At 63.8% G+C, this 25955-nt stretch carries 19 protein-coding genes and 1 CRISPR repeat array; of the genes, 10 read left to right on the top strand and 9 right to left on the bottom strand.

The window, feature by feature from the left end:
• The first annotated feature begins 32 nt into the window (after window positions 1–32).
• Genes cas5c through cas2 form a run of 6 tightly spaced genes read left to right on the top strand, consistent with a single transcriptional unit; the run spans window position 33 to window position 5457 of the window.
• Entirely contained in the window at window positions 33–731 is a 699-nt protein-coding gene (gene cas5c, locus ACK8CP_RS04055) for a type I-C CRISPR-associated protein Cas5c (protein ID WP_414833426.1), read from the top strand.
• Entirely contained in the window at window positions 728–2494 is a 1767-nt protein-coding gene (gene cas8c, locus ACK8CP_RS04050; protein WP_414833425.1) for a type I-C CRISPR-associated protein Cas8c/Csd1, read from the top strand. The genes cas5c and cas8c overlap by 4 nt, the downstream gene beginning before the upstream one ends.
• On the top strand, window positions 2487–3440 hold the full coding sequence (gene cas7c / locus ACK8CP_RS04045) for a type I-C CRISPR-associated protein Cas7/Csd2 (protein WP_414833424.1): 954 nt from the start codon (window positions 2487–2489) through the stop codon (window positions 3438–3440). The genes cas8c and cas7c overlap by 8 nt, the downstream gene beginning before the upstream one ends.
• 11 nt (window positions 3441–3451) lie before the next feature.
• Window positions 3452–4132 carry a CRISPR-associated protein Cas4 gene (cas4, locus tag ACK8CP_RS04040; RefSeq protein ID WP_414833423.1) on the top strand — a complete coding sequence of 227 codons (681 nt, stop codon included), beginning with the start codon at window positions 3452–3454 and terminating at the stop codon, window positions 4130–4132.
• Complete coding sequence (gene cas1c / locus ACK8CP_RS04035) at window positions 4129–5163, top strand: type I-C CRISPR-associated endonuclease Cas1c (protein ID WP_234628259.1); 1035 nt, start codon at window positions 4129–4131, stop codon at window positions 5161–5163. The genes cas4 and cas1c overlap by 4 nt, the downstream gene beginning before the upstream one ends.
• A gap of 3 nt (window positions 5164–5166) precedes the next feature.
• Window positions 5167–5457: a CRISPR-associated endonuclease Cas2 gene (gene cas2 / locus ACK8CP_RS04030; RefSeq protein ID WP_234628260.1), complete on the top strand. Its 291-nt coding sequence runs from the start codon at window positions 5167–5169 to the stop codon at window positions 5455–5457.
• Window positions 5458–5671: 214 nt separating this feature from the next.
• A CRISPR array of direct repeats spans window positions 5672–6694; the repeat unit is 32 nt; unit sequence GTCGCCCCTCACGCAGGGGCGTGGATCGAAAC.
• Window positions 6695–7072: 378 nt separating this feature from the next.
• Here the strand turns inward: cas2 and ACK8CP_RS04025 are convergent.
• The gene (locus ACK8CP_RS04025) at window positions 7073–8206 is read right to left on the bottom strand and encodes a 1-propanol dehydrogenase PduQ (protein WP_414833422.1); all 1134 of its coding nucleotides are present in this window, start codon (window positions 8204–8206) and stop codon (window positions 7073–7075) included.
• A 761-nt stretch (window positions 8207–8967) separates the two neighbouring features.
• Between ACK8CP_RS04025 and ACK8CP_RS04020 the strand changes: the two genes are divergently transcribed.
• Both ACK8CP_RS04020 and ACK8CP_RS04015 read left to right on the top strand, forming a co-directional pair.
• Window positions 8968–9423, top strand: a complete 456-nt coding sequence (locus ACK8CP_RS04020; RefSeq protein WP_414833421.1) for a DUF2231 domain-containing protein — start codon at window positions 8968–8970, stop codon at window positions 9421–9423.
• Window positions 9416–11098: a PQQ-dependent sugar dehydrogenase gene (locus ACK8CP_RS04015; protein ID WP_414833420.1), complete on the top strand. Its 1683-nt coding sequence runs from the start codon at window positions 9416–9418 to the stop codon at window positions 11096–11098. The genes ACK8CP_RS04020 and ACK8CP_RS04015 overlap by 8 nt, the downstream gene beginning before the upstream one ends.
• Window positions 11099–11245: 147 nt before the next feature.
• Here ACK8CP_RS04015 and ACK8CP_RS04010 read toward each other — a convergent pair whose 3' ends face one another.
• From ACK8CP_RS04010 to ACK8CP_RS03975, 8 genes are all read right to left on the bottom strand, one after another.
• Complete coding sequence (locus tag ACK8CP_RS04010; RefSeq protein ID WP_414833419.1) at window positions 11246–11938, bottom strand: response regulator; 693 nt, start codon at window positions 11936–11938, stop codon at window positions 11246–11248.
• A complete protein-coding gene (locus tag ACK8CP_RS04005) occupies window positions 11935–14634 on the bottom strand; it encodes an ATP-binding protein (RefSeq protein ID WP_414833418.1) in 2700 nt (899 codons plus the stop codon). Before ACK8CP_RS04005 ends, ACK8CP_RS04010 begins: the two co-directional genes overlap by 4 nt.
• The gene (kdpC, locus tag ACK8CP_RS04000) at window positions 14631–15242 is read right to left on the bottom strand and encodes a potassium-transporting ATPase subunit KdpC (protein WP_414833417.1); all 612 of its coding nucleotides are present in this window, start codon (window positions 15240–15242) and stop codon (window positions 14631–14633) included. The genes ACK8CP_RS04005 and kdpC overlap by 4 nt, the downstream gene beginning before the upstream one ends.
• An 8-nt stretch (window positions 15243–15250) precedes the next feature.
• Window positions 15251–17287: a potassium-transporting ATPase subunit KdpB gene (gene kdpB, locus ACK8CP_RS03995; RefSeq protein WP_414833416.1), complete on the bottom strand. Its 2037-nt coding sequence runs from the start codon at window positions 17285–17287 to the stop codon at window positions 15251–15253.
• Window positions 17288–17382: 95 nt separating this feature from the next.
• Window positions 17383–19104: a potassium-transporting ATPase subunit KdpA gene (gene kdpA, locus ACK8CP_RS03990; RefSeq protein ID WP_414833415.1), complete on the bottom strand. Its 1722-nt coding sequence runs from the start codon at window positions 19102–19104 to the stop codon at window positions 17383–17385.
• Window positions 19105–19113: 9 nt separating this feature from the next.
• Window positions 19114–19203, bottom strand: a complete 90-nt coding sequence (gene kdpF, locus ACK8CP_RS03985) for a K(+)-transporting ATPase subunit F (protein ID WP_092816200.1) — start codon at window positions 19201–19203, stop codon at window positions 19114–19116.
• A gap of 634 nt (window positions 19204–19837) precedes the next feature.
• Window positions 19838–21061, bottom strand: coding sequence for a hydantoinase/carbamoylase family amidase (locus ACK8CP_RS03980; protein ID WP_414833414.1), 1224 nt, complete (start codon window positions 21059–21061; stop codon window positions 19838–19840).
• A gap of 181 nt (window positions 21062–21242) precedes the next feature.
• Entirely contained in the window at window positions 21243–22220 is a 978-nt protein-coding gene (locus ACK8CP_RS03975; RefSeq protein WP_414833413.1) for a transporter substrate-binding domain-containing protein, read from the bottom strand.
• A 435-nt stretch (window positions 22221–22655) separates the two neighbouring features.
• Between ACK8CP_RS03975 and ACK8CP_RS03970 the strand changes: the two genes are divergently transcribed.
• Together ACK8CP_RS03970 and ACK8CP_RS03965 are read left to right on the top strand one after the other, a co-directional pair.
• Window positions 22656–24248 (top strand): alpha-amylase family glycosyl hydrolase, encoded by a 1593-nt coding sequence (locus tag ACK8CP_RS03970; RefSeq protein WP_414833412.1) that lies wholly within the window; start codon window positions 22656–22658, stop codon window positions 24246–24248.
• Between the two features lie 27 nt (window positions 24249–24275).
• The gene (locus tag ACK8CP_RS03965) at window positions 24276–25925 is read left to right on the top strand and encodes an alpha-amylase family protein (RefSeq protein ID WP_414833411.1); all 1650 of its coding nucleotides are present in this window, start codon (window positions 24276–24278) and stop codon (window positions 25923–25925) included.
• The last annotated feature ends 30 nt before the right edge of the window (window positions 25926–25955 follow it).

Genomic DNA, 25955 nt, shown 5'->3' with positions numbered 1-25955 from the left:
AACCGAGAAAACAAAGGTGGGGGCGATTCACCATGACCTACGGCATCCGTCTTTTGGTCTCAGGTCCCTTCGCCTGCTTCACCCGACCCGAAATGAAGGTGGAGCGCGTCTCCTATGACGTGATGACGCCCTCGGCCGCGCGCGGCATTCTGGAGGCGATCCACTGGAAGCCGGCGATCCGCTGGGTGATCGACGAAATCCATGTGCTGAAGCCGATCCGCTTCCGATCCATCCGGCGCAACGAGGTGGGTCACAAAGCCTCGGCCCGCAATGCCAAGACGGCGATGAATCGCGGCGATCTCTCCGGCCTCGCCCTCCTCGTCGACGACGACCGCCAGCAGCGCGCCTCCACCATCCTCGTCGACGTCGCCTACGTCATCGCCGCGCATTTCGAGATGACGGAAAAGGCCGGACCGCAGGACAATGAAGGCAAGCATCTCGACATGTTCAATCGCCGGGCGCGCAATGGGCAGTGCTTCCACCAGCCCTGCCTCGGCACGCGGGAGTTCGACGCCCGCTTCCGCTTGATCGAACCGGATGAACCAATCCCCGAACCCGACACCTCCGCACATACGGCCGAGCTCGGCTACGGCAGCCCTCGCGATCTCGGTTTCATGCTCTTCGACATCGACCACCAGGCAAAGGGGCGGCCGTCACTCTTTTTTCGGGCCATGCTTCAAAACGGCGTCGTGAAGGTGCCTCCCCCCGGCTCGCCGGAGATCCTGCGATGACCATCCTTCAATCCCTGGCGCGCGCCTATGAACGGATTCCCGACGCACCACCTCCAGGTTTCGCGATGCAGAAGGTCGGGCTCGCCATTGGACTAAACCCCGATGGGACGATCGCGACCGTCACAGACCTGAGGGAAGCGCAAGGCAAGAAAAAGGTCGCGCGGCAGATGTCGGTGCCGGCCCCGGTGAAGCGCGCTTCCAACATCCTTCCGAATACCCTTTGGGATAAGACGGCCTACACGCTGGGCGTGACGAAGATGCCTAAGCCGCGCACGGCGCAGGAGCATCAAGCCTTCGTCGAACATCATCGCGCGTTGATCGGGACGAGTGACGATCCGGGCCTTCTCGCCTTTTTGCGCTTTCTCGACCTCTGGAAGCCGGAAATGTTCGAGGAACACTTCGCCGAGGAGATGAAGGACGAGAATACCGTCTTCGCGCTGGAGGAGGAGCGGCTTCGGCACATCTATCTGCACGACCGCCCGGCGGCCCGCGCCCTTCTTAAGAACGGCGAGGGCCGTTCCGGCCAACTCTGCCTCGTTAGCGGACAGCACGGCCCGACCGCCCGGCTCCACCCGGCGATCAAGGGAATGTGGGCCAAACCTGGACAGAAAGCCGCAGACACGATTGTCGGATTCAACTGGCCTGCCTTCGAATCCTACGGCCATTCGCAGGGCGACAACGCCCCCGTCTCCGAGAGCGCGGCAGAGGCCTATACCGGTGCACTCAACCATTTTCTCCAAAGGGGCTCCGGCCATCGCGTGCAGATCGGCGACGCCTCGACCGTATTCTGGGCGGAAGCAGACGATGCGCAAATGGCCGCTCTGTCGGAGAGTATCTTTGGAGCGATGGTCGGCGGAGCGGACACTAAGGCGTCGGCCGCCGAGGACGAAGCCGCGGCCAAGCGGGTCGGCATCGTGCTTGAGAAAATCCGCGCCGGCCAGGCGCTGAAAGACGTCGAACCGAAGCTCGGCGAGGGCGTTCGCTTTTACGTGCTGGGCCTGGCGCCGAACGCTGCGCGCATTTCCGTCCGTTTCTGGCTGGCGGAGAGTTTCGGCGAGCTCGCGAAAAACTACGGCCGCTACACCGCGGACATGCGCATCGCGCCGCCCGACCCACACGGCACGCCGGCGCTCTGGCAGTATCTTTCCGAGACGGCGGTCCTCGGCAAGCGCGAAAACGTCCCGCCGAACCTCGCCGGCGAGTGGACGCGCGCAATTCTGACGGGCACGCCCTACCCGCTGACGCTTCTCAATACGGTTCTCATGCGCATCCGCTCTGACGGGATCATCAACGCCCGCCGCGCGTCGATGCTGAAAGCCATTCTCGTTCGCAATTTCCGTAAGGAAAAGGAGGCTCCTGTGGCGCTCGACCCGGACAATCGTAACAAAGGCTATCTGCTCGGCCGCCTCTTCGCGGCCTACGAGCACGCCCAGACCGGCGCACTCGGCCGCAGCGTCAACGCCACCATCAAGGACAAATTCTACGGCGCGGCCTCCGCCCAGCCGAGAAAAGTCTTCGCACTCTTGGAGGCAGGTTCAGCCAACCATCTGTCGAAGATCGGCAAGGTCCGGCCGGGCCAGCGCATCCATATGGAGCGCACGATCGGCGAGATCATGGACCTGATGGATCCGAATTCCGACCCCTTCCCCGCGACCTTGTCCGCCACCGAGCAGGCTCTTTTCGGCCTCGGTTATTACCACCAACGCAACGCCTTTTTCGCACCCAAAGAAATTTCGTCTGAGGAGACTTCGACCGATGCCTGATCTTGCGCAGCGCCATGACTTCGTTCTGATCTTCGACGTCAAGAACGGCAATCCGAACGGCGATCCCGATGCGGGAAACCTGCCCCGGCTCGATCCGGAAACGGGCCACGGCCTCGTCTCCGACGTCAGTCTGAAGCGCAAGATCCGCAATTACATGGAGATCGCGCATGGAGGAGAGAGCGGCCGGGCCATCTACGTGCAAGAAGGCGCAATCCTGAACGAAAAACACCGTGAGGCTTACAAGGCCATCCGGCCGGGCGAAAAGGTCGATGGTGCGAAGCTCAACCCCCATGGCGACGAGGAAGCCGACAAGCTGCGCCGCTTCATGTGCGACAATTTCTTCGATGTCCGCACCTTCGGGGCCGTCATGTCGACAGGCATCAATTGCGGTCAGGTACGTGGCCCTGTGCAGATGACCTTTGCCCAATCGGTCGAGCCAATCGTGCCGCAGGAGATTTCCATCACCCGCATGGCCGCAACGACCGCCAGAGAAAAAGAAGAACGCCGCGAAGGCGAGGTCGATGACGACAATGCCCGCACGGAGAACCGCACCATGGGGCGCAAGCACATTGTCCCCTATGGCCTCTATCGTGCCCATGGCTTCATCTCTGCAAAACTTGCGGAGCGCACCGGTTTTTCGGACGATGACCTGGCACTCCTTATGGAAGCGCTGGAAGCCATGTTCGAGCATGACCATTCGGCCGCACGCGGCGAGATGGCGACCAGGAAGCTCATCGTCTTCCGCCATGCAACCGCACTCGGCAACGCGCCCGCCCATAGCCTTTTCGATCGCGTCAAAATCTGGCGCGCCTTCAAGGGCGAAACGTACGAGCCGGGCAGCGAACGCCTCGACAACGCGCCTCCCGCCCGCGCCTTTTCCGACTATGCCGTGACGATCGACCGGGAGAACATGCCGGACGGGGTGGAGATCATCGAGCGGCTGTAATGGCGGTGGCGGTGGATCTTCCTGCAACACAAGCCACCGTTGAGAGCGGCGAGCCCATTCCCCTCTCCGCCCTTCAGCATGCCGTTTATTGCCCGCGCCAAGCCGCGCTCATCCATCTGGAACGCATGTGGGCGGAGAACCGCTTCACGGCCGAAGGCGATATCCTGCACATTACGGCGGACCGTCCCGGCCAGCGCCGTGTCCGCGGTGTGCGTCGCGTCTTTTCGCTGCCGCTTGCGAGCAAGCGCCTCGGCCTCGCCGGCGTCGCCGATTTAGTCGAATTCCATGCCACGGAAGACGGACGCGAAGTGCCGCTGCCCGTCGAGTATAAGCGCGGTAAGCCGAAGGCCCATCATGCCGACGAGGTGCAGCTCTGCGCCCAGGGCTTGTGCCTCGAAGAGATGCTCGGACGGCCCGTGCCGGAAGGCGCGCTCTTCTATGGCGAGACGCGCCGACGTGTCGCCATCACTTTCGACACCGGCCTGCGCGCGTTGACCGAAGAGACGGCTGCCGAACTCCGCACCATCTTTGCGGAGCACGTGACGCCCGCTCCCACGCCTCACAAGAGCCGGTGTCGGGCGTGCTCGCTCGCCGAGCTCTGCCGTCCGACGGCGGTAGTCCGCTCCGCCGGCGCCTGGACACGGCAGAGGCTCGCCGACCTCCTTGCAGAAGTGCCGGGAAACGCTGGATGAAGAAGCTCCTCAACACGCTCTACGTCACCACCGAGGGCGCCGCACTTCGCAAGGACGGAGAAAACGCCGTGGTCTCGGTCGAAGGCATAGAGCGGGCGCGCGTTCCCTTCCACATGCTCGCCTCGATCGTTCTGTTCGGCCCGATCGCCGTCTCACCCGCGATGATCGGGGCAGCAGCCGCACAGGGTATGACGATCGTGCTTCTCGACCGCGTCGGCCGTTTTCAAGCACGCATCGAAGGGCCCGTCAGCGGTAACGTGCTCTTGCGGCGCGCCCAATACGCCGCCTCCGCGACGCCTGTCGACATCGTCCGCGCCCTCCTTTTGGGCAAGATCGCCAACCAGCGCACTGTCTTGATGCGAGGTTTGCGCGACCATGGCTCCGGACTGAGCGAAGGAGCGCACCAGGCCCTTGAAAACGCGGTTGCGCGACTTGCCCAGATCTTGCGACGGGTCGAACTTCGCGGAGGTGACGCAGAAGCGCTGCGCGGCGCCGAAGGCGAGGCTGCAGCGCTCTATTTCACCGTCTTCGACCATCTGATCCGCGTCGAAGACGGTAACATGCGTTTTCGCGGCCGTTCGCGTCGCCCGCCGCTCGATCCCGTCAACGCGCTCCTCTCCTTCCTCTACACGCTTTTGACGCATGATTGCCGTGGTGCGGCGGAAGCCGTCGGACTCGATCCGGCCGTAGGTTTCTTGCACCGCGACCGCCCTGGACGTCCGAGCCTTGCGCTCGACCTGATGGAGGAGTTGCGCCCCGTACTGGCCGACCGGCTGGCGTTGTCGTTGATCAATCGCAGGCAGCTTGCTGCCGACGATTTCGAGACACGCGAGGGCGCCGCGGTGATCATGCGTGACGAGGCTCGTCGCACCGTTCTGACGGCCTGGCAGGAACGCAAGCGTGAAGAGCTTCTCCACCCCTTCCTGGGCGAAAAAGCACCGCTCGGCCTCGTCCCGTACATCCAGGCGCAGATGCTCTCGCGGCATCTTCGCGGCGACCTCGACGCCTACCCGCCCTGGTTCTGGAAATAGACGATGCTGGTTCTCGTAACCTATGACGTGAGAACGAGTGACCCGGGCGGTGCCAGGCGGCTCCGACGCATCGCCAAGGCTTGCCGCGATTTCGGCCAGCGCGTGCAATTCTCGGTCTTCGAGATTGAGGTCGACCCGGCCCAATGGACGAAACTGAAGGGACGGCTGGAAGGCATTATCGATCCGGCAGCCGACAGCCTGCGCTATTATTATCTTGGTGCAAAAGGGCAACGCCGCGTCGAACATGTTGGCGCCAAGCCAGCATCCGATCTTGAAGGCCCCCTGATCGTATGATCCTCCACCGAAAGCGGTGGCAACGCTGAAGAGCTATCGCGAACCGCAAGCGTGCCGCGTTTTCCCGGCAGGTTCGCGCACGCCCCAACCTCCTGAAAACATTGCACTGAAACGGAAGCCTTTCCCGGAGCGCCGTCTTCCAGACGCACGCCGAGGCCCGGTTCGCGCAAACATCGTCGTTTTCTCTGCCTTGGTCTCGCTTTATCGTGAGGCCGTCGCCCCTCACGCAGGGGCGTGGATCGAAACGATGTCCGTTGCTCTCCTACAGATCGCAAAGGCCGGTCGCCCCTCACGCAGGGGCGTGGATCGAAACAAGAGCGAGTTCCCCGACGCAGAAGATCCGGACAAGTCGCCCCTCACGCAGGGGCGTGGATCGAAACTCTTACCGGCAATTACACCCTCACGGCGACGAAGTCGCCCCTCACGCAGGGGCGTGGATCGAAACTTGCGCCATCGCGAGGCGGTGTTCCAGGCGGAAGTCGCCCCTCACGCAGGGGCGTGGATCGAAACAGACAGAGCCTCTTCCGCCAGCAGCTTCCATTTCGGTCGCCCCTCACGCAGGGGCGTGGATCGAAACTTACGATCGATATGATCACGCGGGAAGCTCTGCGTCGCCCCTCACGCAGGGGCGTGGATCGAAACCGTCATGCTAATCCGAACGCGGCCCGCCAGACTTGTCGCCCCTCACGCAGGGGCGTGGATCGAAACCTCAAGAATGCCCATGGCCCGTGCCCTATCTGCCGTCGCCCCTCACGCAGGGGCGTGGATCGAAACTCTTGCTGCGACGGGGACAGGTTGTCCCACGCATGTCGCCCCTCACGCAGGGGCGTGGATCGAAACTCTAAGGGCTCCACGTCGAAATTATAAGTCAGCGTCGCCCCTCACGCAGGGGCGTGGATCGAAACATTGAGACGCTTGCCAGCGTCGTCGATGGCTGTCGTCGCCCCTCACGCAGGGGCGTGGATCGAAACCCACCCGCCGATGACCTGCATATAATTGTTGCGCGTCGCCCCTCACGCAGGGGCGTGGATCGAAACCTTGGAACAGGCACGCAGAAAACTCCACGAGTGCGTCGCCCCTCACGCAGGGGCGTGGATCGAAACCGGTCACGCTCTCGACGCTCCGAAGGTGCTCCGCCGGTCGCCCCTCACGCAGGGGCGTGGATCGAAACATGCGCACGGAAACCGCCGACGGCGTCCGCCGATGTCGCCCCTCACGCAGGGGCGTGGATCGAAACCAGTATTGTCGGCCGGTTCGGCGGCGATGGATTGTCGCCCCTCAGGCGGCACCATTTTCACCCTGAAAAGACTGCGCTTTTTAGACCAGCCGGTGTCTCGAGGAACGGATTGGGAGACACGCGCTTATCCGGCCGCGCGGCGCCTCTCGACTCAGAGAGAGCGCCCGGCCGCGCCTTTGAGGCGCGGCCTTTGTCTGGCGGCCGGGACTGCGCATAAGCCCAGTTCCGGGGAATCGAGCGCCAAGTGTGGATCCCCCACTTTCCCGTAAAATTGCAACGCCAGGAAAGGGCCGCCGAGAGACGGTTGAAGACGGCTCAACGAGATTGGCAAGACCCGGACGACGCCTTAATCGCCCGGGAATCGACAGGGCCGGCGCCTCAGCCAGCCACCTTTTCGATGATCCGCCGGACATCCTCCGCACTTGCCTTGCGCGGGTTTCCGGACGTGCAGAAATCCGCCAAGGCGGAAGCAACGAGCGCATCCTTGCTCTCAGCCAGCACATCCATGTCGGCGCCCAAGGCCTTGAGCGTCAACGGGACTCCAAAGCGCTTGTTCAGGCCCACGATCGCGTCGATCAAATTCTGCGTGCCTTGCAGGGCTGTCTCGCCTTCAAGATCGAGGAGCCGCGCCAAACGCGCATAGCGCTCTGCCGCGGGCTCCGCAGAGTTCGTGTCGAGACCGGCATTGAACGCGATCACGTACGGCAGGAGCATGGCGTTGATGCGCCCATGCGGAATATGCAGGCGGCCTCCGATGGCATGCGCCAGCCCGTGGTTGAGACCGAGCCCGGCCGAGTTGAAAGCCATGCCGGCCATGCACGAGGCGTTGTGCATTGCAATCCGGCCCTCGACGTTCTGGCCATCGGCAAAAACCACGGGAAGGTTCTTGAAGGTCAGGCTGACAGCCTTCTCGGCAAGAGCATCGGAGAAATCGGTCGCGCAATGGGCGACATAGGCCTCCAGAGCATGGGTCAGCACATCCATGCCCGTATCCGCCGTGATCTGGGGCGGCACGGTGCGCACGAATTCCGGCTCCAGCAGCGCGATATCCGGAATCAGATCGTCGGAGACGAGCGGGAACTTCGTGCCCTTCTCGGGATCGGAAATCACCGAATAAGCCGTCACCTCGGAGCCGGTGCCGCTCGTCGTCGGAATGGCGATGAAGGTGATGCGGCTCCGGCTGTTCATCTCCCGCAGGATGGCCAGTATCGCTTTCGCTGCATCGATGGCCGAGCCTCCGCCGAGGCCGATGATGATCGTCGGGCGAAAGGCGGAAAGCTCCCTCGCCCCTTCCTTGACGCTGGCAATGGGCGGATCGGGAGTGACTTTGTCGTAGATCGTGACGGCGGAGCCGGAAAGGTACTGGCGCACCCGGTCCGCCACACCGAGCTTCACCATAAGCGCATCGGTGACGATACCGACCCGCTCGCCGTGGAACTCACGAAGCCGCTCGAGGGTACCCACCCCAGAGACAACCTCTGTCTTGAGTGAAAACGTATGCATGGCGCTCATCGTCTTGGCCTCCTTAGCCGAAGAGCTCCCCCGCATTTTTAGGTCCGGCGTTGCCCGGAGCTGAAAACCGGTCCCTTCGCGCCATCGCATCAAGCCCCAAGCGACATCGCATCCAGTTTCGGATCAGTGCGCCATCATCTGGCGCGTCAGTTGAGCTCCGTCTAGCGATGAGGGGTAGTATGTCGGGCGATGGGGCCTCGAATTGGCGGGCCCCACCCGATCGCCCCTCCTCCCGGTCATCTGAGCGGCATGGGGCTGGGCGACCTCAGATCCTTGCGGGAAGCGCACGATCTCGCGTGTTTCCTCGCCGCTTTCGTCGCGGCGGCACGGCTCGCCTCTCCCGCTCCGGCATCTCCGCACGCCGGCGCCGGCCACCCTCCGCGGCATTATGCCCCTGTGTTTCCTCAGCTTTTGGAGCTCTGTGCCCGACCGCTCGTCACGACAAAATCATCCATCGAGCGGCAATCGGCTCTTCGATGCGACGAATGCCGCTCCACACGCACAACCTTTCGTTGAGATAGCGCAAAGTTGATCCTGTCTTCTTCGGAAGCGGCCCGCACGGGCCCTTCAACCCATACGCAAGAAACCCGGCCGTAGAGACCAAATCTCGCGCGGTTCTGAGCACCGATGCTCGAAGCGGCCGCGTGCGTTTTGTCGATCCGGCCGGCCTCACCGGAACCGGATGGAACTGAAAGCGCCCCCACGGGTCATTTCACTGTCACTCAGTCCAATGCCACCGAACAAATCGGAAGGTGCAATCCATGGCGCAATCGCATCCCGCCGCGGACGACGCCGTCGCCGGGCAGCCCATCCACGCAGTGCTGGTCCAGTTCCCGACGGTCTGTTTCACCCTCGCCCTCCTCACGGACCTCGCCTACTGGCAGACGGCCAATCTCATGTGGCAGAATTTCTCCGCATGGCTCCTCTTCGTCGGTCTCGTCGTCGGCGTCCTTGCCGCGCTTGTCGGTATCATCGACATTCTCGTCCGCAGGTCGGCCCGCAGAAGCGGTGCAGCCGGGCCGCACGCGATCGGCAGCATCATCGTCCTCGTGCTCGCCTTCATCAACAGCCTCATCCATGCCGGTGACGGCTGGACGGCCGTCGTTCCGTGGGGCCTCACCCTCTCCATTCTCACCGTCCTCGTCATGATAGCGACCGGATTTCTCGGCCGCTCCATGACGGCGAGCAGCCATCGGGGAGATCGCGACCATGCCTAGACTTCACGCGGGTCTCGCGGGCCGCACGCTCACGCTCGCCGGCAGCGTCCTCCTGACCGCCATGCTGGCGAGTTGCGGTGACGACGGCTCAGACTTCGACATTTCGCAACAGATCGGTCCCGATCCGGTTCTCCCGGAGCCTGATCCTCCGCTCATTGCCAACATGAAGGTGGCAGAGGTGATCGGCTGGAATGAGGGCGAAGCGCCATCGGTGCCTGATGGCCTCGCCATCACCGCCTATGCCCAGGATCTCGCCAATCCGCGGGCGCTGCATACGCTGCCGAATGGGGACGTCCTCGTCATCCAATCGCGAGGTCCAGGAGGCGAACCCGTGTCGCGTCCGAAGGATATCATCCGCGGATGGATCATGTCTTTTGCCCATGGCGGAGGCGGCGATACGAAGGAAAGCAATCTCATCACGCTTTTGCGGGACACCGATCGCGACGGCACGGTCGATGAACGCCACGATCTTCTCACCGGACTGAACTCCCCCTTCGGCGTGGCGTGGGCCGACGGCACGCTCTACGTGGCCGCAACCGACGCCATTCTCACCTATCCCTACGCGCTCGGAGACACCGAGATTACGGCATCGCCGGAAGTGCTCACCCCGCTTCCAGGCGGACCGATCGACCATCATTGGACGAAGGATCTCGCCCTCTCTCCGGACGGGCAGAGCCTCTTCGTGTCGGTCGGCTCCAATTCCAACATCCTGGAAAACGGACTGGAGGCCGAGAAAGGTCGCGCCGCAATCTGGCAGGTCGACCGTCAAACCGGCGCAGCGCGGGTTTACGCCTCGGGACTCCGCAACCCGAATGGCCTGACCTTCAATCCGGAGACCGGCGCGCTCTGGGCGGTCGTCAACGAGCGCGACGAACTCGGGCCGAACCTTGTCCCCGACTACATGACCTCCGTCCAGCAGGGCGCCTTTTACGGCTGGCCGTGGAGCTATTACGGCGATCATGTCGACGAGCGCGTCCGCCCGAAGAGGCCCGATATGGTGGAGAAGGCGATCGCGCCGGACTACGCCCTCTCGAGCCACGTCGCGCCTTTGGGCATGACCTTTTCGTTGAACTCTGCCCTGCCACAGGCCTATCGCAACGGCGCCTTCGTCGGCGAGCACGGCAGCTGGAACCGCAGCTTCTTCAACGGCTACAAGGTCGTCTTCATCCCGTTTGAGAACGGCACACCCTCTGGCATGGCGCAAGATGTGGTGACCGGCTTCATTGATGGCGACGAAGCGCATGGCCGCCCGGTCGGTGTTGGGATCGACGGCACTGGCGCGCTCTTGATTGCCGATGACGCCGGCAACACAGTCTGGCGCGTGGCGGCCGCCGACGGCTCCGTCACGCCTCAGCCGATCGGCACCGATCAGGTCTCGGCCGCGTCTGCGGGCAGTGCCGGAGCCTCCGGTGCAACCTCGGGATCGGCAGCAGGCAGCTCCGGCCCGCAGCAATCGCCAGAGGCGGCTTCGCCATCCGGCACAACGTCGGCGCCAGATCAGGCCTCCACACCTGCCGACCAGGAGAGGCCCGCCGCCTCTGCCGACGAGATGATGACAGGCCAGGCGCCCGTTGCGCCGCCGGCGGATTCGGCGCCTGCCCCCGGCCAGACGGAGATCGCTCCGGCTGTTCTTCCGCAGACAGAGCCGGCACCGAACTCTGGCAGAAACCAGTGACAGGCGAGCCGGTGTTCTGCGGAGCCACGGAGCGATGGCAACAGCGCCCATATGGCATTAACAAAACCAAACATCATATTGGTTTATAATGTGATTTAGGCAGAACCATATGGAGCGGCGACGGGCATGAGTTTCAGCACGCCGCCCTCACTCCTCCGGGCGCAGGAAGCGGTAGCCGACCCCGGGCTCGTTCAGGATGTAGCGAGGGCTCGCCGGGTCATCGCCGAGTTTCTGGCGCAGACGTCCGACGAAGACGCGCAGATACTGCACGTCTTCGGCATTCGCGGGCCCCCAGACGCTCGTCAGGATCTGCCGGTGGGTGAGGATGCGGCCGGCATTGCGCATCAGATAAGCGAGAAGTTCGAATTCTTTCGGCGTCAGCTTGAGCTTCTCCGCCGCCAGCGACACCTCGTGGCGGGCGAGATCGAGCGTCAGATCACCGACGATGATCTCGGCGCTGTCCTCTCCGGTTTTTCGCGCGGGACGCAGGAGAACCCGCACGCGCGCCAGAAACTCCGGGATTCCGAAAGGCTTGACCACGTAGTCGTTCGCCCCGGCATCGAGGGCGGCGACCTTCTCGTCCTCGCCTTCCCTGACGGACAGCACGAGGATCGGCAGGTTCGACCATTCGCGAAGGCGCGTGATCACCTCCTTGCCATCGATATCGGGCAGACCGAGATCGAGAATGACGAGGTCGGGTTCCTTCAAGGCGACGGCCTCCACTCCCTTGCGGCCATTCTCCGCCTCGAAAACCTCAAAACCATGCGCTCCGAGCGCCACCCGGAGGAACTTCCGGATCTGCGGCTCGTCGTCGACGATCAGGATACGCGTGGCGCTCATGGTTCTGCCGTCGCCGTCTTCGGCACCTCGGGAGCCAGAGGAAGCTTTACATTTATGACGGTTCCGCGGCCTCCCGAGCCCGTGCCGATGGTGATCTCACCGCCGTGTGCCTCCACGATCCCCTTGCAGATGGCGAGCCCGAGGCCGGTGCCGGCTCTCTGCGCGTCACCGGCACGCACGCGATAGAACATGTCGAACACACGGGCGCGGTCCTCGACCGGGATGCCCGGGCCCTCGTCGCGCACCGAGAGATGAAGCTGCCCCGCCTCGACGCGGCCCGAAACCGCGATCTCGGTGCCGGCCTCGGCGTATTTCGCGGCATTGTCGAGAAGATTTGCGATGACCTGCTCCAAAAGCACGGGATCCCCCGCAGCCATGGGCAAGTCACGCGGCAGCTCGATGGCGAGGGTATGTCCCGCAAGGCGCCGCCGAAGCTGACGAACGGCGCGGCCCACCACCTCCCGCATGTCGACCCAGTCGCGCCGGACCTGCAATGCGCCATAGCCGAGACGCGTCATGTCGAGGAGATTCTGGATGTAGCGGTTGAGCCGCTCGCCCTCGTCGCGGATGGTTTCCGCCATCGCCACACGACCCGACGGGCCGAGCGCTTCATCGGCCTCCAGGAGGCCCGACGCGGCCCCAATGATGGACACGAGCGGCGTGCGCAGATCGTGGCTGACGGACGACAGAAGCGCGGCGCGCAGCCTCTCCGTCTCGGAAAGCAGCCGCGTCTCCTCCATGTCGGCCGCCAGACGGGTGCGCTCGACGGCGATCGCCACCTGATCGACGAGCGCTTCCAGGAGGCGGCGCTCGTCGGGAGCGAGCGGCTGCGAGCGCGCAAAGCTCACGCCGAGCAGCCCTTCCCTGCCATGCGCCGTCTTGAGCGGCAGAAACAGCCACGAAGACGCCGGCAGCGTGGGCGAGCCCCAGCCGGCGATTTCGCCGTGCTCCCAGGCCCATTCGGCGGCTCCACGATCCTTCGCCTCGAGCTGATCCTCGGGCGGATAGCCGCCGAGGATGGTCAGCTGCCCGTCCGGGCCGGGCCCGAGGATGAGCGAGGAGCAGTTCAGCGTCGAGGCGACGTGGTGGACGGCCGCCCAGACCACATCGTCGAGCGAAGCGGCGCTCGCGATCTTGCGGCTGAAATCGTAGAGCGCGGCCGTACGCCGGGCGATGTTGCGCTGTGCCTTCACCTGCGCGCGCAACCGTGCGGCCAGATTGCCGGTCGCGATCGCGACGGCGAGATAGAGGAGAAGGGTGCGGACCACCGTCTCGCTGTGGACGCTGAACGTATAATACGGCTCGGTCAGAAAGTAGTTGTAGGCGAGGAAGGACAGGACGCTCGCATAGATCGAGGGCCAGAGGCCGTACCGCGTGGCGAGGGCGATCACCGAGGCAAGGTAGAGGAGCGACAGGCTCTCCACCGGCAGAGCCCGATGGACCGCCGCCCCGATCGCGCTGCTCGCGAGAACGGCCACGGTCGCCACCCCATAGGCTTCCGCCTCCCAGGTCGGAAAGAGATGCGGCGCCCTCACCTTGTCGCGACGCGCTCGTGCGGCGTCCGAGGCGATCACCGTGACCTCGAAATCCCTCGCGGCGCGAATGATCTCGCTCGCCACGTTCTCGCGAAAGAACCGCGCGGAAAAGGTGCGCATGCGCGGGCGACCGACGACGATGCGGCTCACATTGCGCGAGCGTGCAAAAGCGAGAATCTCTTGCGCGATGCGCGATTCTGCGTTGAGCGAAGCGACTTCGCCGCCGAGGGTCTCGGCGAGCCTCAGCGTCTCGGCGATCTGATCCTTCGCGGCCTCCGGCAGGCTCTCCGAGGCCGGGGTGACGACATGCACCGCGATCCACGGAAAGCGGCCGCGGTCGGCAGCCCGTTTGGCGGCCCGCACCAGCACGCCGGCGACCGGCGATTCGTTGACGCAAACGAGGATTCGCTCCTGTGTCGGCCACGGCCCCGGGATCGCGTGGCTCTTCATATGCGCCATCATCTGCGCGTCGACGCGATCGGCCGCGACGCGCATGGCAAGCTCGCGCAGAGCCGTCAGATTGCCCTTGGAGAAGAAGTTCTGGATGGCCCGCGCAATCTGCTCCTGGACGTAGACCTTCCCCTCACGCAGCCTTTCGATCAGCTCGTCGGGAGGCAGGTCGATCAGCTCGATCTCATCCGCCAGTTCGACGACGCGATCGGGCACCGTCTCGCGCACACGCACGCCGGAGATGCGCGCGACGACGTCGTTGAGGCTCTCCAGGTGCTGGATGTTGAGCGTCGTATAGACGTCGATGCCCGCGCCGATCAGCTCCTCCACATCCTGCCAGCGCTTCGGATGCCGGCTTTCGGAAACGTTGGTGTGGGCGAGTTCGTCGACGAGGACGAGGCCCGGCCGACGCTTCAGGATCGCATCGACGTCCATCTGGGAGAGAAACCGGCCGCGATAGAGGACGCGCCGCCTCGGGATGATTTCAAGCCCGGCTGCAAGGCGTTCCGTCTCGGCGCGGCCGTGCGTTTCGACGACGCCGACGGCAACGTCGAGACCCGCCGTGCGGCGCTCGCGCGCTGCTTCGAGCATGGAATAGGTCTTGCCGACGCCGGGCGCTGCACCGAGGAAAATCTTGAGCCGCCCCCTTCCTTCCCGCGATGCTTCCGCAAGAAGAGCTTCAGGCTCGGGACGGTTATCCGGCTCGTTCATTGCGTCCTGCTGATCGCCCCTTCCGCCACCGGCACGCCGTTATTCCCGGCCGGCCGAAGCTCGTCGAGCGCCAGGTTGAGCGCAAGAACATTCACGCGTGCCTCGCCGAAAAGACCGAAGCTGCGCCCCTCGATATGACGCGCGACCAGGTCGCGCATCTGCTGCAGGGGAAGGTCTCGCGCCTTGGCGACTCGCGGCGCCTGAAAGAAAGCCGCTTCCGGAGAGATATGCGGATCGAGACCGCTGCCCGATGTCGTAACGAGATCGACGGGCACGCGCGCACCTCCGGCTTCCCGGCTGAGCCTTTCGGCCTCGCTCGAAACCCGCTTGAGGAGGGCCGCGCTGGTGGGACCGAGATTGCTGCCTCCGGACGCGCCGGCATCGACGTCACCGGCCGACGGCCGCGGATGGAAATAGCCCGGAGCCGAAAATGTCTGGGCGACCAGACGGGATCCCACGACCTGTCCGTTGCGCTCGACGAGGCTGCCGGCGGCCTCGGGTGGAAACAGCGTTTGAGCGAGACCGGTCATGGCGAGCGGATAGCAGAGGCCGAGAAGCACGGTCATGAGAACCGAAAGAACGATGGCAGGACGAAGCTGGTCGATCATGGCTTTGCTCAAACGATTGCGATGGAGGTGATGAGAAGGTCGATGGCCTTGATGCCGATGAAGGGCACGATCAGCCCCCCGAGGCCGTAAATGAGAAGATTGCGCCGCAAGAGGCTCGCGGCCGTCGCCGGCGCATAGCGCACGCCCTTCAAGGCGAGCGGGATGAGCGCGATGATGACGAGCGCGTTGAAGATCACCGCCGACAGAATGGCGCTTGCCGGGCTTTCCAAGCGCATGACGTTGAGCGCTGCGAGACCTGGATAAGCGGCCACGAAGATCGCCGGCAGGATCGCGAAATATTTCGCCACGTCATTGGCGATCGAGAAGGTCGTGAGCGAACCGCGGCTGATCAGCAGCTGCTTGCCCACGAGCACGATCTCGATGAGTTTCGTCGGATCGCTGTCGAGATCGATGAGATTGCCGGCCTCCTTGGCGGCGGGCGTGCCGGAATTCATGGCGACGCCGACATCGGCCTGCGCCAGCGCCGGCGCATCGTTGGACCCGTCGCCGCACATGGCGACGAGTTTGCCCCCCGCCTGCTCGGCGCGAATGAGTTCGAGTTTCTTTTCCGGCGTCGCTTCCGCCAGGAAATCGTCGACGCCTGCTTCGGCCGCGATCGCTGCCGCCGTCAGCGGGTTGTCGCCCGTCACCATAACGGTGCGCACCCCCATGCGCCGGAGCTCGGCAAAGCGCTCGCGGATACCGGGCTTCACCACATCCTTCAGATGCACGACGCCGATCGGCTTGCGGTCGGCGGCGACGACGAGCGGCGTGCCCCCGGAGCGGGCGATGCGTTCGATGAGGCGCGAAAGCTCCGGCGTCGGCGCCTTGTCGCACCAGGCGAGAATCGCGTCGCTCGCCCCCTTGCGGATCGCGCGCCCGTCTTTCAGATCGGCCCCTGAGATACGGGTCTGCGCGCTGAACGGAATAGCCGCGACCACCCGATCATCGTGATCGATCTGCCGGCCGAGGCGTTTGCGGGCAAGGTCGACGATCGATTTTCCTTCCGGCGTCTCGTCTGCCGCCGAAGCAAGATGCGCGAGCTCGGCAAGCTGCCGTTCATCGATGCCTGAAACCGGCAGAAAATCGTCGGCCATCCGGTTGCCGAAGGTGATCGTGCCGGTCTTGTCGAGAAGGAGCGTATCGACATCGCCCGCCGCCTCCACGGCCCGACCTGACTTGGCAATGACGTTCGCCTTCACCAGCCGGTCCATTCCGGCAATTCCGATCGCCGAGAGAAGGCCTCCGATGGTCGTCGGGATGAGGGTGACGAGAAGCGCGATCAGAAAGGCCACGGGAACCGTCGCACCGGAATAAAGCAGGAAGGGCTCGAGCGTCGCGGTGACGATCAGAAAGATGATGGTCATGCCGGCAAGCAGGATCCCGAGCGCCACCTCGTTCGGCGTCTTCTGCCGCTCCGCTCCCTCCACGAGCGCGATCATGCGGTCGAGAAACGTCTCGCCCGGCTTCGACGTCACCTTCACCTTCAGCCAGTCGGAGACGAGGCGCGTACCGCCGGTGACGGCGGAGCGATCGCCCCCCGCCTCGCGAATGACGGGGGCGGATTCGCCGGTGATTGCCGATTCGTCGACCGAGGCGATGCCGTCGACGATCTCACCATCCGCCGGGACGATGTCGCCCACTTCGACGAGAACGAGATCGCCGGGTTTCAGCGTGTGGCTCGAAACCGTCCGTGTCTCCACCGCATCGAGCGCTGCGAGAAGCTTCGCAGGCGTTTCGGTCTGCGTCGCCCGCAGCGTGTCCGCCCGCGCCTTGCCACGACCTTCCGCCATCGCTTCGGCAAACGTCGCGAAATAGACCGTGAACCAGAGCCAGGCTGCGATCTGGCCCACCACCGCCGTCTCGCCGGCACCGGTCACGACACCGCGCAGGAAAAGGAGCGTGGAGAGCGCCGCCGCCACCTCCGTGACGAAGATGACGGGGTTCTTCATCAGATGACGCGGATCGAGCTTGACGAGCGCCACGCGCAAAGCCGGCCCCGTCACCTGCATGTCGAAGAGAGAAATATCAGGCTTTCTGCGCATGGCGCCTGGCTTTCTGACAGGATGCTGATGGAGGGCCGCAGTGTCGGCGCTCGGGAGATCGCCGTGAGTTGCGGCCTGCAAAGGAGCTTGCGGCATCAGAACGTCTCCCCGGCGAGCATCGCCGTGTGTTCGGCAATCGGCCCGAGGGCGAGCGCCGGAAAGAAGGTGAGCCCGCCGAGGATCAGGACGACCGCGACGAGAAGCGTGACGAAGAGAGGACCGTCCGTCGGAAATGTGCCGGCCGAGGCCGCGACCTTCTTCTTGGCCGCCAGCGAGCCGGCGATCGCCAGCATCGGCACGATGAAGACGTAGCGACCGAGGAGCATGGCAATGCCGAGGAGCGTGTCGTGGAAGGGCGTGTCAGCACCGAAGCCCGCAAAGGCCGAGCCGTTGTTCCCCGTCGCCGAGGAATAGGCGTAAAGGATCTCCGACAGCCCGTGCGGGCCTTTGTCCTGAAGCGAGGCGAGTGCCACCGGGAGCGTCGCGGCCGCGGCGCCGAAAACGAGGACGCCGAGCGGCATGACCAGGAAGGCGATGACGGCGAGCTTCACTTCTCTCGTCTCGATCTTGCGTCCGAGATATTCAGGGGTTCTTCCGACCATCAATCCGGCCAGGAAGACGGTCAGCACGACGAAGGCGAGCATGCCGTAGAAGCCGGAACCGACACCGCCGAAGACCACCTCGCCGACCTGCATGAGCAGCATCGGCGCGAGAGCACCGAGCGGCGTGAAGCTGTCGTGCATGGAATTCACTGAGCCGTTGGAGGCGGCAGTCGTCGCCGTCGCCCAGAGCGCCGATTCGCCCACGCCGAAGCGGACTTCCTTGCCCTCCATATTGCCGGCGGCCTGCTCGACGGGAAGGTTCGCGAAGAGCGCGTTGCCTTCGCTCTCCGCCCCATAGGTGAGCGCCAGCGCGCCGAGAAAGAGGATGCCCATGGCGGCAAAGATCGCCACGCCCTGGCGCATGTCGCGCACCATGCGACCGAACATGAAGGTGAAGGCCGCCGGGATGAGAAGGATCGTCACCATCTCGGCGAAATTCGAAAGCGGCGTCGGGTTTTCATAAGGCACGGCGGAATTGGCGTTGAAAAAGCCGCCGCCATTGGTGCCGAGCTGCTTGATGGCGATCTGCGCCGCTGCTGGCCCCTGGGCGATCGTCTGCCGCGCGCCCTCGAGCGTCGTGGCGTCCACATAGGCGGAGAGGTTTTGCGGCACCCCCTGCCAGACGAGAAAGAGCGTGAAGAGGATCGAGAGAGGCAAGAGCAGGTAGAGGACCGCCCGGGTGAGATCGACCCAGAAATTGCCGAGATTGCGCGCATCCGCGCCATCGGACCCGCGGCCGGCAAAGCCTCGGATCACGGTGGCGCCGACGGCGATGCCGGTCGCGGCCGAGACGAAGTTCTGCACCGTCAGCCCCGCCATCTGGCTGAGATACGAAAGCGTCGTCTCGCCCCCATAGGCCTGCCAGTTGGTGTTGGTGACGAAGCTGACCGCCGTGTTGAAGGCGAGATCGGGCGCAAGCCCCCCAAAACCTTGCGGGTTGAGCGGCAGGTGGCCTTGCAGGCGCAGGATCGCATAGAGGATCAGCCAGCCGGCCGCGTTGAAGGCGAGGCAGGCCGCCGCGTAGCGTGCCCAATTCTGACCCGCATCGGGATCGATGCCGCCGGCGCGATAGAAGAGCCGCTCGATCGGGCCGAGCACCGGCGTCAGGAGTGTTCGTTCTCCCGAAAAGAGCCGCGCCATAAAGAGCCCGAGCGGCCAGGCGAGCGCCGTGACGACGGCGCCGTAGACGATGAAAAGCAGGATGTCGGACGACATGGCCGCGCCTCAAAGCTTTTCTGGATTGAGGAGCGCCCAGACGAGATAGCCGAGAAGGGCGAGCGCCACGACGGCGCCGAGCACAAGGTCGAAAGCCATCGCTCAAAGCCTCTCGATGAGGCGCAGCGAAAGGGCTGCGGCAGCGAAAAAGCCAAGCGCGAGGCCGACAAAGAAGACGTCGAGCATTTCATCTCCATCATCCGGAACGTGACCGGAGGATGGGCGCGGAGGCCATAAACGGGCCATTCGCGTTTTTGGCGGATCGCATCAACGAGGCATAAATGAAGGAGGCGACATCCGGCCTCCCTCAGACGACCATGACCTCATGCAGGATCTCTGCGGGTAGACCATGGGCCCTTCGGGGGTGAAGTGCCCTGCCCGTCCTCAGCCGCAATGCTTGGATGAACGTTTCGATCGAAGTCGTTGAGACGATTCCGGACTTCGCAGTCGGAATGCCTCGCCGGAGGCTAACGCGACGCGGGCTCCGTTTCCGAAGCCGGGCTCCCGTCCTCTGCCTTTCGGTCCGGCTCGTGCCATTTCTGAGCGAGCCCGGAAAGGTCATCGAACGTGTTGGACGTATCCGACACCGTGCGGCCCATCCCGCATCCGCCAAGCGTTCCGAGAACGGCGAAAAGACCAAGCGCCAAGGCGGTTTGCGTCACGACCTTCGAGGCGGCATTCGAAGAGGAGGTGTCCTTTCGACGGTGAATGGCGCGCATCGTTCTTCCCCTCGTCACGGCAGCTCGTTTGAGATCAGTCGCTCGACCGCACGAGCCAGCACCCGACAGCCGAAGACGATATCCTCTTCCGCCGTATCTTCGTCGATATCATGGCTGCGTCCACCGATGCTCGGTACGAAAAACATCGCCGCCGGCATCGTCTGGCCGATAATCATGCAGTCGTGACCGGCCCCGCTTGCAAGCCGCATCGGTTGTTCGCCGAGATCTGCGGCCGCTTCGGCGAGTTCCTCCGCAAGCTGCGAATTGGTCGTCGTCGGAGGGACCCGCGTGGTCACATCGACGGAGACAGCAAGCCCGGTCTCGCGCTGAAGTGCCGCCGCCTTGTCGTGCACGGCCGATTCCATTCGCTCCAGCCGCTCCAGGTCGCCGTCTCGAAACTCCAGCGCAAGTTCGGCCCGAGACGGCACGACATTCGGGGCGCCCGGTTTCAGCGCCACACTGCCGATATTCCAAACGGTCTCCGATCCGGAGAGCTCCGGAAAGGTCGAATCCACCCAGGACGCGAAAGCGAAGATCGCGCGGCCCGCATCGCGGCGCATCGTCATCGGTGTCGTTCCGGCGTGATCTGCACGCCCCTCCGCCTTCACGCTCATGCGGCGCGTGCCGGCAAAGCCGGTGACGATGCCGATCCTCCGCCCGGCGGCAAGGAGCCGTGGGCCCTGTTCGATGTGGCCCTCGAGGAAACCACTGAGACGACGCCTGTCGGCGACGATCGGATCGCCCAGGAAACCTGCCGAAGCGATGGCAGAGGTGAGCGCCTCGCCATCCGATCGGTGCGCATGCCCGACGTCACCCTCCGACAGGAGCCCGGCGAGGCTCTTGGAGCCGAGGAGAGGCAGATAGGTGCCCTCCTCATCCTGGAAGGCGATGACGTCGATACCGATAGGAACGCTCGTGCCGCTCTCGCGAAATGCCCGCGCGACTTCGAGCGCGTAGATGACGCCCATCGCACCATCGAGCCAGCCGCCACGCGGCACCGTGTCGGAATGCGAACCGAGCAGCAGAGCCCGGTCGACGTCCGGCCACGCCCCGTAGACATTGCCGAAACGATCCTGCTTCACGACGAGGCCGATTTCGCCCAGCCTCTCTTTGAGCCAGTCGCGCGACGCGACATCGGCCTGCGAAAACGCGATCCGATCGACCCCGGTCTTGTACTTTCCGAATTCGGCGAGGCGCCGCAGATCTGCGATCAGCCGTTCACTTTTGATCTCAACCACAGCCGGCTCTTCATTCTGGCGCGGACGAAGCCAGCGCGATCGATGCGCCGCCCCGACCGCCGCGAACACGTGAAGGCTCCTTCATGGCGCGGATCGCGAGCCTCGTCGAGCGCCGAAGGCACGACCACGGGAATGGACGCCTTCGGCGACAGCGGAGCGCGCCGGCCACGATGCAGAAAGCTCAGGAGGGATCGTCGCCGAAATACTGCGTGCGCAAACGTTCCACCAGCTCGCTCTCTTCGGCCCAGATGACCTCGACGGTCAAATCCCGCGTCAGACCGGAATTTCGGCTGACGCCGAAACCATATTTGTCCGGCTCGAAGATCGGACCCACGACGTCGAGCGGCTCGTCCTGATGCGTGTGGGCGTAATATTCCAGGACGGGCGCATCGGCGATGATCGCATCGATATCGCCATCAAGGAGACCGGCCACAGCCCCGTCGAGATCATTGTAGGCCCGCGTCTCGAGAAAGGCCTGCTGGGCGAAAGCCTCCGAAACACCGCCCTTGAACACCCCGACGGTCTTTCCCGGCAGATCGGCAAGACTGTCGATCTGGCTGTTGATCGAAATCGCCGTCATGACGCTGGTGACGGTCGACGTCAGATAGGCGACGACAGCGACACCGCAGACGAGCCAGAGGGCTGCCCAGACCCGGCCGACCCAGCCGAACAGGTTCTTGCGGATCGGAGCCCGCCCGGACGTCGCCACCGACATGACGGAGTAAAAGCCCTCGGCGAGCGCATCGGGCCACGTCTTCGGAAACTCCGGATCGAAGCGACGATAGTAGATAGTGCTCAGGACGGTCGCCACGAGAATGACGAAGGCGAGCCAAAGATAGGCTCTCAGAAAGCCGCTATCCCTCAACCCCGACACGACCTCGCTGAAGCCGGCCCCGGCATCCTCGTTGATCATGATCCGAAGGCCGGCGTCGAACCAGGGATAGGTGAAGTCGATCCGGTGGGCACGCTGTTCGGTGATGGAGAGATTGGTAACCGCAACGTCGATCTCGCCAGAGGCCGTCGCATCGAGAAGTGCCGCAATGGTCGGATAGGGCTGGTAGTTCGTTTTGAAATTCAGTCGCCCGGCGATCGTCTCCCAGAGATCAATCGCCATGCCCTCATAGCGGTTGTCCTGTTCCATGACGAAAGGCGGGCTCATGTAAAGCCCGACATCGACCGCACGCGGCGATGCTTGCTCCTGCGTCTGTTCGTCAGGTGCCGGCGGTTCTCCGTCCGAGGTTTGGGCAAACGCAGCGCCCGCAGCACTCATGAGAACGAGAACAAGCAAAAGCATCACGAGATGAGACAGTGCCGTCCACCGCCTCTCGAAAACATAACGACTTGATAACTTCACTGAGACTGTCCCCCGGCGCCCTTCTTTGGGTTTTCGATTGCTCCGGCCACATCTTCGTCAAGATGTCTTAGCCGTCGCCTAACACAAACTCGGAACGCCGACTTGCCGGTCCGCGAAACCCGCTAGCCTCCAAGCGAAATCGGTTTTTCGCAGATGCGAACCTCACGCGGCCTCACGCGTTCAGTTTGCGACGGGCGACGACGGTTTCACAGCAAAGAAAGAGCGAGAGAAAGAGGCGAGATGTCCGACACTCTGTGGTGGCAGCATGGAACGATCTACCAAATCTATCCGCGGTCTTTTCAAGATTCGAATGGCGACGGCATCGGCGACCTGGAAGGCATCCGTCAACGCCTTCCCTATCTCACCTGGCTCGGCGTCGACGCAGTTTGGATCTCGCCCTTCTATCCCTCTCCGATGGCAGATTTCGGCTACGACGTTGCCGATTATTGCGACGTCGATCCGATCTTCGGGACGCTCGAGGATTTCGACCGCCTGAGCGCCGACATCCACCAAGCCGGCATGAAGCTCATCCTGGACTTCGTGCCGAACCACACATCGGACCGGCACCCCTGGTTTCAGGAGAGCCGCATTTCGCGCGATAGCCCGAAACGGGACTGGTATATCTGGCGCGACCCCGCTCCGGACGGCAGCCCACCGAACAACTGGATCTCCAATTTTGGTGGCAGCGCCTGGCAGTTCGACGAAGCGACGGGCCAGTATTACTACCATGCCTTCCTGAAGGAGCAGCCCGACCTCAACTGGCGAAACCCGGAAGTGCGGTGGGCCATGCACGACGCCCTGCGCTTCTGGCTCGACCGAGGCGTCGACGGGTTCCGCGTCGACGTGATCTGGCACCTGATCAAGGATGCCGACCTGCGCGACAACCCCATCAATCCCGCCTACGAGCCGCATCAGCGCGAGCTCAATCGCCTGCTCGAGGTTCATTCCTGCGATCAGCCGGAAGTGCACGAGGTGATCGCTGAGATGCGCGCCGTGCTCGAGGAGTACGACGAGCGTGTTCTCATCGGCGAAATCTATCTGCCGATCGAGCGCTTGATGGCCTATTACGGCGACGACCTCAAAGGCGCGCACCTCCCGTTCAACTTCCAGCTCCTGCAATCGGCCTGGGATGCCCGCCACATCGACAATCTCATCCGCGAATACGAGACGGCGCTTCCCGACGGCGGGTGGCCGAATTGGGTGCTAGGAAACCACGACCAGGCGCGCATCGCCGATCGTCTCGGCCCTGCCCAGGCGCGGGTTGCGGCTTTGCTGCTTCTTACCCTTCGAGGCACACCCACGCTCTATTACGGCGACGAGATCGGCATGGTGCAGGTCCCGATCCCTCCCGAACGCGTGCAGGATCCGTGGGAGAAGAACGAGCCGGGCCTCGGCTTCAATCGCGATCCGGCGCGCACCCCGATGCAATGGGATGAGAGCGCCCACGTCGGCTTTTCGACTGTCGAGCCCTGGCTGCCGGTGGATCACCGAGAGAGCAACCGCAACGTCGCCGCGCAGAAGCAGGATCGATCCTCGCTTCTCTGCCTCTACAAACGATTGCTCGAGCTGAGGCGCGAGCGAAAGGCTCTTTCCATCGGACGCTACGTGCCCGTGACGGCCGAAGGAGACATCCTCGCGTTTCGCCGCGAGCACGGCGAGGAGCGCTTTCTGATCGTCCTCAACCTCGGCAGCACCACCCATCGGCTGATGCTGGATGAGGGCGTGCGTGGCCACGTCGTGCTGTCTTGCCTCGGAAGAGAGGCCGGAGACGAGCTCTCCGGCACCATCGAGATACCCGCAAACGAAGGCCTCGTCGTCGAACTCGCCGACTGATCTCAAACCTCAGGCAGGAGCCCTGCAATGCTCGATCTCTGGTACAAGAACGCTGTCATCTATTGCCTCGATGTGGACGCCTATATGGACGGCAATGGCGACGGAGTCGGCGATTTCCGCGGGCTGGCCGATCGCCTCGATCACATTGAGGCACTGGGCGCGACCTGTATCTGGCTCCTGCCCTTCTACCCGACACCCAACCGCGACAACGGCTACGACATTTCCGATTTCTACAATGTCGATCCACGTCTCGGCTCACTCGGGGATTTCGTCGCCTTCACGCGCGCCGCGGCAGACAGAGGCCTGCGAGTTCTGGTCGACCTCGTCGTCAACCACACCTCGACGGACCATCCCTGGTTCCAAAGCGCCCGCTCCGACCCGAACTCCCCCTATCGCGATTGGTATGTGTGGTCGGAGGAAAAGCCGGAGAATATCCACGACGGCATCGTGTTTCCCGGCGTGCAGGAGGCGATCTGGACCTACGACCAGAAGGCTAAGGCCTGGTACCTGCACCGCTTCTACAAACACCAGGCCGATCTCAACATCGCCAACCCGGCGGTGCGCGAAGAGATCGACAAGATCATGGGCTTTTGGCTGCAGCTCGGCGTCTCGGGCTTCCGCATCGATGCCGTGCCCTTCCTGATCGAATATCTCGGCCTCGATCACGCACCGGCCCGCAACCCGGCCGAGTATCTCTCCGACATGCGCCGCTTCCTCTCCTGGCGAAAGGCGGAATCGGTCCTTCTCGCCGAAGCCAACGTCACCATGAAGGAAGTGACGAGCTATTTCGGCGAAGACGGCAACCGCATGCACATGGTCTTCAACTTCATGCTGAACCAGCACATGTTTCTGGCCATGACGCGCCGCGATGCCGAGCCGATCCGCCGCATCATGTCGATCATGCCGGATCTGCCGGTGGAAGGTCAGTGGGGCTCCTTCCTCCGAAACCACGACGAAGTCGATCTCGGCCGCTTGTCCTCGCAAGAGCGCCAGGAGGTCTTCGATGCGATGGCGCCCGATCCCGGAATGATCGTCTATGACCGGGGCATCCGTCGCCGCCTCGCACCGATGCTCGAAGGCGATGTCCGCCGCCTCAAGCTCGCTTACGCTCTCATGTTCGCGCTGCCCGGAACACCCGTCATCTGGTACGGCGAGGAAATCGGCATGGGCGACGACCAGAGCCTTGAGGAGCGCAATTCCGTGCGCACGCCGTTGCAATGGTCGAACCGCAAGAACGGCGGCTTTTCCTCAGCCGATCGCGAAGCACTCGTTCGTCCAGTCCTGAGCGACGGCCCTTTCGCCTACGACAAGGTCAACATCGCCGACGCCATACGCGAGCCGGACTCGCTGCTCTCCTTCGTTCGCGAACTCGTGCACATTCGAAGGTCGTTGCCCGAAATCGGATGGGGAAAATGGACGGTGATGGACAGCGACACGGGGGTTCTCGCACTGCGCAGCGAGTGGAAGGGAAATGTCACCCTCACCTATCACAACCTTTCCGATGAGGAGGTCGAGGTGACACTCGAACCCGCTCGGGAAAGCGATAGCGAGGAGACCGCCTATACCTCCGTTCTCTTCGGACCCGGCGCACCCCCTCGCAACTTGAAACCGGGCACCAGCCTGAGGCTCGCGCCCTACGGCTTCGCCTGGCTGCGGCCGGACAAGGAGCGCCGCTGACCGCAAGCCGCTGAAGTCCCAGCGGCAGCA

The sequence above is a fragment of the Afifella sp. YEN Y35 genome, from assembly GCF_047553465.1.
GTDB lineage: Bacteria > Pseudomonadota > Alphaproteobacteria > Rhizobiales > Afifellaceae > Afifella > Afifella aestuarii.
This window is presented reverse-complemented; position numbering and strand designations above follow the sequence as displayed.

Bases quoted from the DNA above. Each gene is read 5' to 3' on its own strand.
- ACK8CP_RS04015 (WP_414833420.1), top strand. From the start codon at position 9,416: ATGCCTAGACTTCACGCGGGTCTCGCGGGCCGCACGCTCACGCTCGCC.
- cas7c (WP_414833424.1), top strand. From the start codon at position 2,487: ATGCCTGATCTTGCGCAGCGCCATGACTTCGTTCTGATCTTCGACGTC.
- kdpB (WP_414833416.1), bottom strand. From the start codon at position 17,287: ATGCGCAGAAAGCCTGATATTTCTCTCTTCGACATGCAGGTGACGGGG.
- kdpF (WP_092816200.1), bottom strand. From the start codon at position 19,203: ATGGCTTTCGACCTTGTGCTCGGCGCCGTCGTGGCGCTCGCCCTTCTC.
- kdpC (WP_414833417.1), bottom strand. From the start codon at position 15,242: ATGATCGACCAGCTTCGTCCTGCCATCGTTCTTTCGGTTCTCATGACC.
- ACK8CP_RS04025 (WP_414833422.1), bottom strand. From the start codon at position 8,206: ATGAGCGCCATGCATACGTTTTCACTCAAGACAGAGGTTGTCTCTGGG.
- ACK8CP_RS03965 (WP_414833411.1), top strand. From the start codon at position 24,276: ATGCTCGATCTCTGGTACAAGAACGCTGTCATCTATTGCCTCGATGTG.
- kdpA (WP_414833415.1), bottom strand. From the start codon at position 19,104: ATGTCGTCCGACATCCTGCTTTTCATCGTCTACGGCGCCGTCGTCACG.
- cas8c (WP_414833425.1), top strand. From the start codon at position 728: ATGACCATCCTTCAATCCCTGGCGCGCGCCTATGAACGGATTCCCGAC.
- cas5c (WP_414833426.1), top strand. From the start codon at position 33: ATGACCTACGGCATCCGTCTTTTGGTCTCAGGTCCCTTCGCCTGCTTC.
- ACK8CP_RS03975 (WP_414833413.1), bottom strand. From the start codon at position 22,220: ATGAGCCCGCCTTTCGTCATGGAACAGGACAACCGCTATGAGGGCATG.
- ACK8CP_RS04020 (WP_414833421.1), top strand. From the start codon at position 8,968: ATGGCGCAATCGCATCCCGCCGCGGACGACGCCGTCGCCGGGCAGCCC.
- ACK8CP_RS03970 (WP_414833412.1), top strand. From the start codon at position 22,656: ATGTCCGACACTCTGTGGTGGCAGCATGGAACGATCTACCAAATCTAT.
- cas2 (WP_234628260.1), top strand. From the start codon at position 5,167: ATGCTGGTTCTCGTAACCTATGACGTGAGAACGAGTGACCCGGGCGGT.
- ACK8CP_RS04010 (WP_414833419.1), bottom strand. From the start codon at position 11,938: ATGAGCGCCACGCGTATCCTGATCGTCGACGACGAGCCGCAGATCCGG.
- cas1c (WP_234628259.1), top strand. From the start codon at position 4,129: ATGAAGAAGCTCCTCAACACGCTCTACGTCACCACCGAGGGCGCCGCA.
- ACK8CP_RS04005 (WP_414833418.1), bottom strand. From the start codon at position 14,634: ATGAACGAGCCGGATAACCGTCCCGAGCCTGAAGCTCTTCTTGCGGAA.